At 67.1% G+C, this 13013-nt stretch carries 11 protein-coding genes; 8 read left to right on the forward strand and 3 right to left on the reverse strand.

The genetic code is table 11. From position 1 onward, the window contains the following. Positions 1-118 precede the first annotated feature (118 nt). On the reverse strand, positions 119-1072 hold the full coding sequence (locus HLH34_RS03760; protein WP_183118261.1) for a LysR substrate-binding domain-containing protein: 954 nt from the start codon (positions 1070-1072) through the stop codon (positions 119-121). A gap of 249 nt (positions 1073-1321) precedes the next feature. Between HLH34_RS03760 and HLH34_RS03765 the strand changes: the two genes are divergently transcribed. The 7 genes from HLH34_RS03765 to HLH34_RS03795 all read left to right on the forward strand — a co-directional run bounded on the left by HLH34_RS03765 (position 1322) and on the right by HLH34_RS03795 (position 8243). Beyond that, positions 1322-3931 carry a TonB-dependent receptor gene (locus tag HLH34_RS03765; protein ID WP_183118262.1) on the forward strand — a complete coding sequence of 870 codons (2610 nt, stop codon included), beginning with the start codon at positions 1322-1324 and terminating at the stop codon, positions 3929-3931. Positions 3932-4068: 137 nt separating this feature from the next. After that, positions 4069-5211 (forward strand): amine dehydrogenase large subunit, encoded by a 1143-nt coding sequence (locus HLH34_RS03770; RefSeq protein WP_240162135.1) that lies wholly within the window; start codon positions 4069-4071, stop codon positions 5209-5211. Positions 5212-5260: 49 nt separating this feature from the next. Next, on the forward strand, positions 5261-5857 hold the full coding sequence (locus tag HLH34_RS03775; RefSeq protein ID WP_183118264.1) for a thioredoxin domain-containing protein: 597 nt from the start codon (positions 5261-5263) through the stop codon (positions 5855-5857). Between the two features lie 35 nt (positions 5858-5892). After that, the gene (locus HLH34_RS03780; RefSeq protein WP_183118265.1) at positions 5893-6447 is read left to right on the forward strand and encodes a methylamine dehydrogenase light chain; all 555 of its coding nucleotides are present in this window, start codon (positions 5893-5895) and stop codon (positions 6445-6447) included. Between the two features lie 31 nt (positions 6448-6478). Then, positions 6479-7006, forward strand: a complete 528-nt coding sequence (locus HLH34_RS03785; protein WP_183118312.1) for a hypothetical protein — start codon at positions 6479-6481, stop codon at positions 7004-7006. Positions 7007-7140: 134 nt separating this feature from the next. Further along, a complete protein-coding gene (locus HLH34_RS03790) occupies positions 7141-7683 on the forward strand; it encodes a MauE/DoxX family redox-associated membrane protein (RefSeq protein ID WP_244959604.1) in 543 nt (180 codons plus the stop codon). Beyond that, positions 7680-8243 (forward strand): thioredoxin-like domain-containing protein, encoded by a 564-nt coding sequence (locus tag HLH34_RS03795; protein ID WP_183118266.1) that lies wholly within the window; start codon positions 7680-7682, stop codon positions 8241-8243. The genes HLH34_RS03790 and HLH34_RS03795 overlap by 4 nt, the downstream gene beginning before the upstream one ends. A gap of 77 nt (positions 8244-8320) precedes the next feature. Here HLH34_RS03795 and HLH34_RS03800 read toward each other — a convergent pair whose 3' ends face one another. Together HLH34_RS03800 and gabT are read right to left on the reverse strand one after the other, a co-directional pair. Further along, a complete protein-coding gene (locus tag HLH34_RS03800; protein ID WP_183118267.1) occupies positions 8321-9670 on the reverse strand; it encodes an NtaA/DmoA family FMN-dependent monooxygenase in 1350 nt (449 codons plus the stop codon). A gap of 138 nt (positions 9671-9808) precedes the next feature. Beyond that, entirely contained in the window at positions 9809-11086 is a 1278-nt protein-coding gene (gabT, locus tag HLH34_RS03805) for a 4-aminobutyrate--2-oxoglutarate transaminase (protein ID WP_183118268.1), read from the reverse strand. A gap of 220 nt (positions 11087-11306) precedes the next feature. Between gabT and HLH34_RS03810 the strand changes: the two genes are divergently transcribed. Beyond that, positions 11307-12977 (forward strand): Na+/H+ antiporter, encoded by a 1671-nt coding sequence (locus HLH34_RS03810; RefSeq protein ID WP_183118269.1) that lies wholly within the window; start codon positions 11307-11309, stop codon positions 12975-12977. Positions 12978-13013: the final 36 nt, after the last annotated feature.

Here is a 13013-nt window from a genome sequence, read left to right on the forward strand (position 1 = left end):
CATTTTCCGGTCGGGTTTTCGTCGCTTGTTGCGTAAGGACAACAGGTCCTGTCTTTCTCAGAACCTGTTTTGAAAATGCGCGTCGGATCGCCGCCAGCGCGCATTTCCGGTCAGGCTCTTACGCCACCGTATCGTGGGGCGAGGGGGCATCGCAGGGCGGGAACGATCCTGCAATGTGGGACAGCCAGGTCCGGAACCGCACCAGGGCCGGCCGGTCCCATCGGTTTTCCGGGATGAACAGCGTGTAGGCCCCGATGGCGGCCCCCGGAAACGGCCCGTCGGCCGTTCCCAGCCGCACCAGGTTGCCCGATTTCAGATCGTCTTCCAGCAGGAACTGGTTGGCCAGCGCCACGCCGTGCCCCTCGCGCGCGGCGGCCAGCATCACATGGGCATGCCACAGCCGGGCCGCCGGGGTGACGGTGGGCACCGCCACCCCCTGCGCCGCGAACCAGGCCAGCCATTCGTCGCTGTTTTCCTCGGCCAGCAGGGGAAGTGACGTCAGATCCTCGATCTGCTGGAGCCCACCCGCGGCCTGTCTGACGAAATCGGGACTGGCTACCGGAAAGACCAGCGGCCGGGCCAGTTCCGCCTGGCGGATCCCCGGCGGGGGCGGCGTCGTCGTGCCGTCCAGCCGATAGCGGATATCGGCGTCCACCCCGTCGGACCAGAACGACGCGCGCTCGTCGCTGGGGCGCAGGATCAGGTCGATCTCGGGATATTCGTCGCGGAAGGCGCCCAGGCGGCGCACCAGCCAGTGAAAGGCGAATCCCGGCACGCACCAGACGCTGAGCTGCGGCAGGTCGCCGGTGCGCAGGGCCTCGGTCGCGTTGGCGATCTCGTCCAGCGCGGCGGCGATCCGGTCGTGATAGATCTTGCCGGCGTCGGTCAGTCCGCCGGCCGCCCGGTCCAGAAGGGGCACGCCCGTCCATTGTTCCAGGGCGCGCAGATGACGGCTGACGACGGCATGATCGATGCGCAGCCATTCCGCCGCCCGGCGAATGCCGCGGGTGCGGCCGAACGCGTCGAATGCGCGAAGCGGTCCGAAAGGGGGAAAAACGCGCTTGTCAGCCATGGGAATCCGGGGACCGTGAGGGGAATGCGAGACGAATGGTGCTTTTTTGGCACCGGTGCTGCAACGAAGGCAACTTCTACATATTGTTACGATGGATTAACAGCGTGTGACACAAGCGCATCTATTCAAGGCAAACCGGACGGTCCGGACACAAAACGTCTTGTCAAATGGAACCCGCCGGTTTCGACAGTCAGATCGAGCGGGCAGAATGGGATGCGCGCGGTACGCGACGTCGGGGAAAGGCATTACATGCGATCAGGACGGGTTATTGCACGAAACAGGCGGCTTCTGCGTGCGCGGCTTCTGGGCTCGGCCGTGCTGGGTGGCGTGATCGGCGGCGTGATCGGCGGCGAGCCGGCTTTCGCGCAGACGGCGCCGGAGCCGGTTTCGCCGTCGTCGCATGCGTCCGCCAAGCATCGGCCTGCCGCACCCCGTGCCACCCCGCAGGGGGCCGCGAAGACGGCCGGCGCCCCCCGCGCGCCCGTGCGGCGTGCCGGCCTTACCCCCACGTCGGACGAGGCGGTCAACGTGGTCGCCAGCCACCATGTCTCGCACGGCGGCGAGGTCAGCGTGACCCGTGCGATGCTGGAATCTCAGGTTGCGGGAACCAACATTCTGAAATCGGTCGGACAGTTGCCCGGCGTAAGTTTCAGCTCCAGCGATCCGCTGGGCCTCGACACCTGGGGGACCAGCGTGTACGTGCGCGGCTTCTTCCAGGACTCGATCGGGATGACGCTCGACGGCATCCCGCTCAATGACCAGACCTATTCCAGCGTCAACGGCATCAACGTCGCCAATGCCTGGATTTCCGACGACATCCAGAGCGTCGAGACATCGCAGGGCGCCGGCGGTGTCGACCTTCCGGGCAATTCCAGCCTCGGCGGCACGATGCGGTTCCACACCTCCGATCCGAAGGACAAGGCCGGCGCCAAGGTTTCGCAGGTCTTCGCCAGCTACGGCACGATGCGTACCTACGTCCGCGCCGACAGCGGCGCGCTGAACCGTACCGGCACGAAATTCTATGCTGCGTATTCGCGCGCCGACGAACGGAAATACGACGCCCCGACCCCCGGCTTCATGCAGAGCGTGAACGGCAAGCTCGTTCAGCCGATCGGCAATGACAGCCGGATCACCTCCATCTTCAACTGGAACGATGCCGAGGTCTGGGGCTATGCGGACAAATCCCTCAGCATCCTGAAAAACGCCGGATGGCGGACGGAATCCTGGGCGCCGAACTATCTGGGGGCCTACAATGCCTCGGAATATGCATGGGTGAACGATAACGGCCTGGCCTATACCGGTCCGGGCTCGTACGACGTCGGCAGCGGGACCCCACTGGTCCTGCCGCAGGGCACCAGCCCGACCATTCCGGCCTCGTGGCAGAACACCAACGAAGGCGCGGGAACCGCCTATTATGACGCGGGACAGGCAACGCAGGATTATCTGGGCGGCATCAACGCCGACCTGGCCCTGACCGATCGTCTGCGCTGGAACACGGTGTTCTATGCCGCCGCGAATGATTCGCACGCGACGTACGGCGACCCCTGGACGCAGTCGATCGGCACCGGCGCGCCGCTTTCCGAGGAAGTGTGGCAGTCGTCCTACCAGCGCTTCGGCTTCACCAGCGCGTTCATGTGGCATATCGGGCGCCACAACATCAATGTCGGCGGCTGGTACGAGAACAACTCGCAGCGGGCCGACCTGTTCTGGTACAACGAGCCGATTTACGGCCAGGGCAGCCCGCTCAAGACCGTCGGCCCATACACTACCTATGGCCCCGCTTTCCAGCAGGGGTACGGCTTCACCTGGAACACCAACGCCTTCCAGTTCCATGTCATGGACACCTGGCGTCCGGTGGACAGCCTGGCCGTGACCTACGGCTTCCGGTCCATGCTGCAAACGAGTTCGGGCGGCGCCTATTACGGGAATGTCGATGCCGGCTACGGCAGCGACACGGGCTACGGCGCGGTCTCGGGTCTGCCGAACGGCTCGATGACCTCGGCGGCCGCATTTCTGCCGGCGGTCAATCTCGACTGGCATTTCCTGCGCGGGCATGAACTGTATTTCGATTTCGCCGAGAACATGCGCCCCTTCATGGTGGCGCCCTCGGGTGGTTCGGTCTCGCCCTGGGCGGTGTCGTCGCAGGATGCGTTCCGCTCGCTTCAGCACAGCCTGCCCAACGAGCGCGATTTTTCCTACGTGGTTGGCTACCGGTACACGTCGCGCAAGCTTCAGGCTTCGATCGATGCCTATCACTCGGACGTTTACAACCGTCTGATCTCGGCTTCGGTCGGCAGTTTGAACAACCCGCTCACCTCGGTCGTCAATTCGAAGCACGCGACGATGTACGGGATGGATGCATCCCTCACCCTGGCGCCCTTCAACGGGCTGGCGCGCGGCCTGGCCTGGACCAACTCGATCAGCTACAACCATTTCACTTATGCGGACGACGTCAACATCTGCCCGCTTTCGGGGGATTGCGACATCAAGGGCAAGAAGATGCTCGCCTATCCGCAGGTCATGTACAAGACCAGTCTTTCATACGAATATAAGGGCGCGTCTGCCCATTTCGATGTGAATTACTATGGGAAGCGCTATTTCTCGTATATGAACGATACCAGCATCAGCCCGTACTGGATGGCCAACCTCGGCGCCAAATATCGTTTCGGCAATCTCAGCGTGCTGAAGAACGTGACCGCCAGCTTCGAGGTCTACAACCTGTTCAACCAGAAATACGTCGCGATGATGGGCGAGAACGGCTTCCCGATCGGTGGGCAGTCGGGCGACGGCGGTGACTACCAGTCGCTGGAGCGCGGCGCGGTGCGCGAGTTTTTCGGCACGATCAGCGCCGAATACTGAGGCGCGAAGCCCCCTGTCTTGCCCTGGTCGCGTGATCGGGGCACAGGGAGGGGGCACATTCGCGCGCGAGGGGGCGTGCCCGATCGGGCATGTCGCGTTTAAAAAAGGGCAGGAAGGCCGTGATGGTGGGTTGGAGCATGAAAACCACGTGGCGCGCGGCATTTTCCGCCATGCTGATGGTGTCGGCCGCCGCCCATGCGGACACCCCCGTGCTGCAGGCGGAGCAGAGCGACGTGGCCACCTTGCCGCCCGTTGCCCCCCACTGGTTCCTGCCGGCGACGGCACACGATGCCTATACTATTTACGATGGGGACGCGGGGCACATCCTCGGCACCGTCCCAGCCAGCGGCCTGGGCAACATCGTCCTGTCGCCCGATCGCAAGGTTTTCTATGTCGCCGATACGATCTGGTCCCGTGGCGACCACGGCACCCGGCAGGATCTGCTGCAGGAATACGATGCGCGGACGCTGAAGCTGCTGCGCGAGATCGAATTGCCGCCCCGCGCGCTGGCGGTTTACAAGAAGCAGGATTTCGACGTCAGCCCCGACGGGCGCTGGGGCTATGTCTTCGACATGAGCCCGGCGACGGCGGTGACGGTCGTCGACCTGGCCCATGCGTCGGTGGCCCGTACGGTCGATATTCCCGGCTGCGCGCTGGTCTTTCCGTGGAAGACCGGTGGGTTCTCCAGCCTGTGCGGTGACGGTTCGCTGACCAATGTGGGCTACGCCGGCGGCGCGGAGGTGAAGGTCACGCACACCAAACCGTTCTTCGACGCCAACAACGACCCCATCTTCGAGCAGGGACTGGTTGATCGCGCCACCGGCCGGGCGCTGTTCGTGTCCTATTCGGGCAAGGTCTATGCGACGACCCTCGGGCAGGACCCGGTGATCGGCGCGCCGTGGTCCATCCAGCAGGCGGCGGGGCAGCCGGTCGCCGGGACGGGCGTGCAGGACCTGGCCTGGCGGCCCGGCGGCGCGCAGCCCTTCGCCTGGAACCGGGCCAGCGGCCATCTGTTCGTGCTGATGCATATGGGCACCTACTGGACGCACAAGACCGCCGGCACCGAGGTCTGGGAACTCGACCCGGTCGCCCACGCGCTGGTGCGGCGCATCGACCTGCCCGAACCCGCGCGCGGGATCGCGGTCAGCCCCGACGCGGCGCCGTTGCTCTATTCCACCGCCGAGAACGGCAAGATCGCGACGATCGACGTGCGCACCGGCACCGTCCGCAGGACCATCGAGGCCCAGGCCGGGCCGGTGTTCCTGGTTCCGGACATGTGACGCGGGACATGACGATGGTTTTCTCCGCCTGTCCGCAGGTCCGCGCCGCATGACCGTGCTGCTGCTGTCCCAGTCCATCAGCTGGATGCTGGTCGTGGCGATCGCGCTGGTCGTCGCAATGCTGTTTCGCAGCGTTCGGCGCCTGTACACCCGCGTGGCGCCGGTCGGCGCGCTGATGACGTCGGCCGGGCCGCAGCCCGGTGTCCGCCTGCCGGGCCGAACCGCCCTGGCGATGAACGGGCAACAGGTTTCTTTGGGCGGCGAACGACCGGACGGGCGTCCGCATCTGTTGCTGTTTGTCTCGGGGGGGTGCCCGATTTCGCGCAAGATCCTGCCCATCGCGCAGGATTTCACGCAGCGCGAATCCATCGACCTGCTGTGCCTGGGCGACGATACCGACGCGATGCAGTGGGACCTGATCCGTCGGTTCGGCCTCGATCCGGCATGCTTCGTGAACGATGCGCAGATCGGCCAGTGGCTGGAAATCGACAAGCTGCCCTTCGCGATGCTGCTGGATGGCGCGGGCACGATCGTAGCCAAGGGTCTGGTCAACAATCGCGAACATCTGGAAAGCCTTGTCGTGGCGGGGGAAACCGGCCACGTCTCCGTGCAGTCCTATCTGGACGCACGTCCCCGCGTGGCATGACGATGCCACGCCGCCGCTCCGGGAGTGTGTAGACGATGTCGGTTTCTTTCCTCGACAGACTGGGCGAGACGGCCACGCGCAAGCTGGCCGCGCGGTCGTCGCGCCGGGGCGTGCTGGGCCGCATGAGCGCGGCGATGGCCCTGGCGCCGGCCTTTCCCCTGTTGCCGGTGTCGCGCGCCGACGCGGCTTCGGCCCCCGCCCCCGCTGCGACGCTGAGCGATTTCGAGCGCCGGGCGCAGTCCAAGGACGCGACGAAGTGCAATTACTGGCGCCATTGCGCCATTGACGGCGTGCTGTGCGGCTGCTGCGGCGGCGGGGTGCATACCTGCCCGCCGGGCACCGAGCCGTCGCCGGTCTCGTGGATCGGGACATGCCGCAATCCGGCCGACGGCCGGTCCTACGTCATCGCCTATCGCGATTGCTGCGGCCGCGACATCTGCGCGACGTCGAAGGACTGCCACTGCAATACCGCCGATCGCGAAATGCCGATCTATCGGCCGCAGGCCAGCAACGACATCATCTGGTGTTTCGGAACGGCATCGACGGCCTATCATTGCTCGACCGCCGCGATCGTCGGCCAGGCGAGCTGACGCCCGGCCCACGGTCGCGCCCGTGACGACGATGGTGCGTTTTCCGCTTCTGCCGGTCCTGGGCGTGCTGTGCGCGCTCGGCCTGTCGGTGCTGCCCCGGTCGGCCCCGGCCAGCGGGGCGATGCCGGTGGTCCCGGTGGTGCAGGGGCACTACCTGGTGGGATGCGGCGGATGCCATGGGGTGCAGGGGCGTTCGGGCCGCCGCGTGGTGCCGGACCTGGCGGGGCAGGTCGGCTATTTTCTCTGCACGCCCCAGGGGCGGGATTATCTGGTCCGGCTGCCGAACGTGGCCTTCGCCAACCTGTCGTCGCAGGACCTTGCCGACATGGTGAATTTCGTGGTCTTCACCTTCGGGCGCGACAGCGTGCCGGCGGGGGCCAGGCCCTATACGGCGGTGGAAATCGCGCGTTTGCGGGCCGATCCGCTCCGGATCGCCGATCTGCATGGCTATCGCGATCGCGTGGTGCGGGGGGTGATCGGGGCCTGTCCACAGGCACGTGAGTTACATGATTATGATACGGCCCAGGCCGGGCGCGAGGCGGGCCACGATGCGCCCTGATGCATGCGGACAAAGAGTCCTTCATAAACGCGGATTGGTATGACACAGCATCGCCGGATGAACCGAAGAAAAGCTGAAATGACGGATCGCCTGCCGGCGCGTTCGCGCCCGGATCGGGGTGCGGGGTCGCCTGAATGACCGGCGTGGGGATGCTGCCGTCGATGGCGGCCGCGCTGGCGTGCGGCGCGGTGGGGGGGCTGTACCTGGCCGCCGGCGTGGCGAAGCTGCGCGATCCGGACGATTTCCTGGGGACGGTGGCGGCCTACCGCCTGTTGCCCGGCGGCCTGCTGGCCCCGGCGGCCTGGGGACTGGCCGGCCTGGAAACGGTGCTGGGGGCGATGATGCTGACCGGTGTCGCCGTCCGCTGGGCGGGGCTGGCGGCGGCGTTGCTGTTCGGGGTGTTCGCCGCCGCCATGGCCATCAACGTGCTGCGCGGGCGGGTGAACCTGTCGTGCGGCTGTCTGCCGGGCCTGGCCGGCGCCCGGCTGTCGTGGCTGTCGGTGGCGCGGACCCTGGTGCTGGTGCCGCTGGCCCTGGTGCCGGTCACAATCGGTCTGCCCGGATCGTGGCTTCTGCGCGGCCAGTCGCTGGTCGCCGGTGCCTGCCTGCTGGCCCTGGCCCTGAGCCTGTCGCATCTGCTGTCGTCCGACGGCGCCGGAGAGGAACGTTCCGCATGATGAGTTTTCTGGTGGCGTCGCAAATCCTGCTGTTCGGCGCAGTCGTGGTCCTGGTCATGGTGGTGTTCGCGCTGGCGCGCCAGATTGGCGTGCTGCACGAGCGGATCGCCCCGATCGGCATGCAGACGGCCCAGACCGGGCTGGAACCCGGGCAGGCGATTCCGCGCATCACGATGCGAACGCTGGAGGGCGAACCGTTTCCGATGGGCGAGCCGCTGGCTCCGGGTGCGGTGCGCATGCTGCTGTTCGTCGCGCCGGACTGCCCGGTCTGCAAGAGGGTCCTGCCCATTGCGCTGGATGTCGCGCGCGACCGGGGGTTGGAACTGGTTCTGGTCGGCGACGGCGCGCAGCCCGAACTGGTCATGATGCGCGATCGCATGGGCCTGGCCGGGGTGGCGTTCGTCACCGGGGTCGAACTCGGGCTGGTGTTGCAGGTCAGCCGTCTGCCGACCATGGTGCTGCTGGATGCCAACGGCACCATCCTGGCCAAGGGCGTGGTCAACACCAGGCGGCATGTCGAGGCCCTGGTTCCCGCCGCGGCGGGGCGGGTCGCGGCGTAGGAAACCAATCTGTCGTTCCATGATCGGGGTCCAGGGCCTCAGGCCCTGGTGGGTTCGGGCAAAGCCCGACGCCGGCGTCACTCGTCGTAGATGTCCATTAACGTGTCGCGCAGCGTCCCGCCGGAATATTCCTTGCGGAACCGCCCGCGTCGCTGAAGTTCTGGCACCAGGAAATCCACGATGCGGGCAAGGTCGCCGGGCATGACCATCGGATGGCCCAGCATGAAGCCGCCCCGGCTGCCGGTGGCCTCGAACGTTTCTTCCAGATAATCGGCGGCCTGCGCGGCGCTGCCGGCGAAGGTAGTGTCGTAGCTGGTGGCGCGGCGGACGCCATATTCGAAGAATTCCTCGCGCGAGATCTCGGTTTCTGCACCCAGCTTGTGGGCCAGTGCGTGCACGAAGCCCACGGGCGTGGCCTGTGTCGCCGCGATCTCGGCATTCAGTTCGTCAAGGCGAAACCGCTGGGGAAGTTTCGAGAAATCATAGCCCGAATTGTGAGACAGATAGACGCCGGCGACCTCTTTCGGGATCATGGTCAGAAGGCCCTCACGCTCGCGGACGGCTTCCTGCTCGGTTTCGGCCACGATCATCGGCTGTTGCCAGATGATTCCGACGCGTGCGGGGTCGCGCCCGGCCTGGCGCAGGGCGGCGTCGAAATCCTTGCGCTGTTGCACCTGCAAGGCCAGGGCCTTGTCTTCGCCGAACGCGACGTCGACGAAGCCGGCGGCCGCGCGGATCCCGCGCGGCGAGCCCCCGGCCTGTACCAGGATCGGCCGTCCCTGCGGCGAGGGCGGTGTATTGAGCGGGCCTTTGACCTGGAAGAACCGGCCGCGATGATTGATGGCGTGGATCTTCGCGGGGTCGCCGACCTGTCCCGTTTCGCGGTCCCAGATCATGGCGTCCGGCTCCACGCCATCCCACAGGGCGCGACAGACCTCGACGAACTCCTCCATCCGCTCGTAGCGGGTGTTGTGTTCGGCCAGGTCGTCGAACCCGAAATTCGCCGCATCCGCACGCCGCGTCGTCGTGACCAGATTGAGCGCCATGCGGCCGTCGCTGACATGGTCCAGCGCGTTCATCAGGCGCGCCAGATAATAGGGATGCATGAAGGTGGAGGAATAGGTCAGCCCGAACCCGACATGCCGGGTCACGCGCGACATGGCCACCATCAGGGGATTCATGTCCTGGCGCGGCCAGGACACCCCCCAGCGCACGGCGTCGTCGGTCGACCCCTCCCAGGTGCTGGGCACGCCGGTGCCATCTCCCGAAAAGATCAGGTCCAGGCAGCCTCTTTCGGCAAGACGGGCGATGTCTTCATACATCCCGACATCGGGGAAACGGCGACCGACCCACGAGCCGGGCACCCGCCATCGCCCGTCCAGCGCAATGTAGGAGACGTCGAAACAGAGGTTCATCCGCTGTGCCATGGATGTCCTGCACTCCTGCCGGCCGGGGGACACGGGGCAAGATCGTTGCCCCAGTGAACCGAAGCCTTCCGCAGGGTCGCGCCCTTGTCAAGCAGGCGCGGCGGATGTGCCTGGGGGCGTTGCCCGCCCCCGTGCGGGTCAGGCCGCCAGCGCCTGCTCGATGATCGCCAGCCCCTCGTCGATCTGGCTGTCGGCGGCGGTCAGCGGCACCAGGATGCGGATGGTTTCGCCATGGACGCCGCAGGACAGCAGGATCAGGCCCAGTTCCGCCGCGCGGGCGCACACGGCCGCCGCCCCGCCGCGACGCACGGCCGCACCGTCGCGATGTTCCAGGATGTCGAAGCCGATCATGGCGCCCGGACCGCGCGGCGCGCCGAAGGGCAACAGGTCGGTACGGCCGCGCAGGGCCTCCAGCCGGGCGCGGATGCGCGCGCCGATGGCATTGGCGCGCTCCACCAGCCCTTCTTCCTCGATCACGTCCAGGACCGCCAGCGCCGCCGCACAGGCGATGGGCGCGCCGGCATAGGTGCCGCCCAGGCCGCCCGGCCCGACCGCATCCATCAGGTCGGCCCGGCCGATGACGCCCGACAGCGGAAAGCCGCCGCCCAGCGACTTGGCGACGCAGACCAGGTCCGGCGCCACGCCCGACAGGGCGATGCCGAACAGGCTGCCGGTGCGGGCGAAGCCGGTCTGTACCTCGTCGGCGATCAGGACGATGCCGTGCGTGTCGCACACGTCCCGCAGGGCCTGCAGCAGGCCGGTCGGGGCGACGCGGAACCCGCCTTCGCCCTGGACCGGCTCGATGATGATGGCCGCGACGCGGCTGGGGTCGAGGTCGGCCGCGAACAGGAAGCCCAGGGCCTTCAGACTGTCATCCACCGACACGTCCCCGGCGGGGAAGGGCACGTGATACACGTCGGGCGGCAGGCTGCCGAACGGCGTCTTGTACGGGTTGACCTTCCCCGTCATGGCCGATGCCAGCAGCGTGCGGCCGTGGAACCCGCCGGTGAAGGCGATGACCCCGTTGCGGCCGGTCGCGGCCCGGGCGATCTTGACCGCGTTTTCGGTGGCCTCGGCGCCCGTCGAGAACAGGATGGTCTTGGCCGGTCCGGGGAAGGGCGCCAACGCGTTCAGGCGCTCGGCCAGCGCGATATAGGACTCGTACGGCGCGACCTGGAATGCCGTATGAGTGAACAGGTCGAGCTGCCGGCGGACGGCCTCCATCACCTTGGGATGGCGGTGGCCGACATTCAGCACCGCGATGCCGCCGGCGAAATCGATGTAGCGACGGCCTTCGACATCCCACAGCTCGGCATTCTCGGCGCGGGCCGCGTGGATGGTGGTGGCCGACCCCACGCCGCGCGGAACCGCGTTCATGCGCCGGGTCTGAAGGGCGGAATTGGTGGTCGGTGGCATGTCGTCGGTCCTCGGGATGCGCGCGGGTCTGCGCTTTCGGGTTTATATTGCCGATGTGCGCCGGGCGAGGGAGACGCCTTGTCGGTCGCTCCTGGTGACGGAAAGTCACCAGCTGGGCCGTGCGCCGTTTCCGGCCCCGCTGGTCAGATCTGGCCGGGCCGGGCAGGATCGGCGGTCGGAGCATCCGCTCGCTCCGTCGCGGGGGTACCGAAGACCGGTTATGCATGACGTTATCGTTGGTCTGATCCTGCTGTCCGTGGCAGCGGCCAGCAGCCTGTTCTCGCGCCTGCTGCCCCTTGCGGTTCCGTTGCCACTGATCCAGATCGCGCTGGGGGTGGCGGGGTCGGTTGCGGGCCTGCATGTCGCGCTGGATCCCGACATGTTCATGCTGCTGTTCATCCCGCCGCTGCTGTTCAGCGATGCGTTCCGGATGCCGACCCGCGAATTCGGGCAGTTGCGCGGCATCATCTTCGCGCTGGCCGTGCCGCTGGTGCTGGCGACCACCATCCTGTGCGGCTACGCCCTGCACTGGCTGATCCCCGTGCTGGGCCTGCCCCTGTGCTTCGCGCTGGCCGGCGTATTGTCGCCGACCGACGCGGTGGCCGTGAGCGGCATGCTGGACGCCACGGTGCCGCGCCGCATCGTGCATGTGCTGGACGGCGAATCCCTGCTGAACGATGCCTCGGGCCTGGTGTGCTTCCGGTTCGCGGCGGCTGCGGCGGTGACGGGGGCGTTCTCGCTGCACGCGGCGTTGCTGACGTTCGGCCTGCTGGCGGTGGGGGGGATCGCGATCGGGATGGGGGTCTGCTACGTCGCGGCCCGGCTGGACCGGTTCCTGCTGCGGCGTGGCTACGACGATCCGCCGACGCAGATCACCTTCATGCTTCTGCTGCCGTTCGGGGCCTATCTGCTGGCGGAATCGGTGGGGTGTTCAGGCATCCTGGCCGTAGTGGCCGGCGGGATGACGGCCAAGCTGACCGGCGTGCTCCAGGAAACCCAGATCACCACCCGGCTGCAGGCGCGCACCGTGTGGAACATGGTGAATTTCATCTTCAACTCGATCATCTTCCTGCTGCTTGGCCTGCAATTGCCGGAATTGGCGGGCAACGGGATTGCGCTGGCGCGCGGGGCGGGGACCTCGCCATGGCTGCTGCTGCCGCTCATCGTCGGCATCCACCTGGCGATGTGCGTGCTGCGGTTCGGCGGGTTGTGGATCGTCCTGGTGCTGGACGCCCTGCGCGACCGGGCGCGTGGGGCGATGCGCTGGCCGTCGTTGCGGGCCGTTCTGGTCGGGACGGTTGCAGGCGTCCGGGGGGCGGTGACCCTGGCGGCGGTATTGTCGCTGCCTCAGGTAGGGGCGGGGTTTCCGTTCCGTGACCTGCTGGTGACCCTGGCCACCGGGGTCATCCTCGTCTCGCTGCTGATGGCCAGCCTGCTGCTGCCGTGGCTGGTCGCGGGGCTGGACGGGGGGCAGGGCGACCCGCGGGGGCGCGAAGTCGACTGGGCGCGCCTGGTGCTGCTGCGCACGATCATCCGTGCGATGCGTGACGAACAGGCGGCCCTGACCGCGCGTGCCGGCACGCGCGACGAGGCGGCCGAAATGCGCGTCGAGATCATCGCCCGCCTGATGCAGGAATATGAAAACCGGCTGGGCCAGTTGCAGAAGGACGGCGACGGGCCGGCGACCGAGATGCAGATCCGCTCGATTCGCCGGATGCGGCTGGAACTGGCGCTGCGCCTGACCAACCTGCGCGCGTCGCGGGTCGAATTGCGGAACCTGCGGTCCGCCGATTACGTCAATGACGAAACCGAAACCCTGCTGTTGCAGGAAATGGATTACGAGGAGCAGGTCTATCGCAATCGGGCCCGGACGCTGCCGCGCGTGCCCTGAAGGCTATCCGGGGCGGGCGACGCCGCCCCGGATGGG

Source organism: Gluconacetobacter azotocaptans, from assembly GCF_014174355.1.
Taxonomy (GTDB): domain Bacteria; phylum Pseudomonadota; class Alphaproteobacteria; order Acetobacterales; family Acetobacteraceae; genus Gluconacetobacter; species Gluconacetobacter azotocaptans.

Excerpts from the sequence above, each read along its gene's own strand:
- HLH34_RS03760 (WP_183118261.1), bottom strand. The coding sequence starts at position 1,072 with ATGGCTGACAAGCGCGTTTTTCCCCCTTTCGGACCGCTTCGCGCATTC.
- HLH34_RS03765 (WP_183118262.1), top strand. The coding sequence starts at position 1,322 with ATGCGATCAGGACGGGTTATTGCACGAAACAGGCGGCTTCTGCGTGCG.
- HLH34_RS03770 (WP_240162135.1), top strand. The coding sequence starts at position 4,069 with ATGAAAACCACGTGGCGCGCGGCATTTTCCGCCATGCTGATGGTGTCG.
- HLH34_RS03775 (WP_183118264.1), top strand. The coding sequence starts at position 5,261 with ATGACCGTGCTGCTGCTGTCCCAGTCCATCAGCTGGATGCTGGTCGTG.
- HLH34_RS03780 (WP_183118265.1), top strand. The coding sequence starts at position 5,893 with ATGTCGGTTTCTTTCCTCGACAGACTGGGCGAGACGGCCACGCGCAAG.
- HLH34_RS03785 (WP_183118312.1), top strand. The coding sequence starts at position 6,479 with ATGGTGCGTTTTCCGCTTCTGCCGGTCCTGGGCGTGCTGTGCGCGCTC.
- HLH34_RS03790 (WP_244959604.1), top strand. The coding sequence starts at position 7,141 with ATGACCGGCGTGGGGATGCTGCCGTCGATGGCGGCCGCGCTGGCGTGC.
- HLH34_RS03795 (WP_183118266.1), top strand. The coding sequence starts at position 7,680 with ATGATGAGTTTTCTGGTGGCGTCGCAAATCCTGCTGTTCGGCGCAGTC.
- HLH34_RS03800 (WP_183118267.1), bottom strand. The coding sequence starts at position 9,670 with ATGGCACAGCGGATGAACCTCTGTTTCGACGTCTCCTACATTGCGCTG.
- gabT (WP_183118268.1), bottom strand. The coding sequence starts at position 11,086 with ATGCCACCGACCACCAATTCCGCCCTTCAGACCCGGCGCATGAACGCG.
- HLH34_RS03810 (WP_183118269.1), top strand. The coding sequence starts at position 11,307 with ATGCATGACGTTATCGTTGGTCTGATCCTGCTGTCCGTGGCAGCGGCC.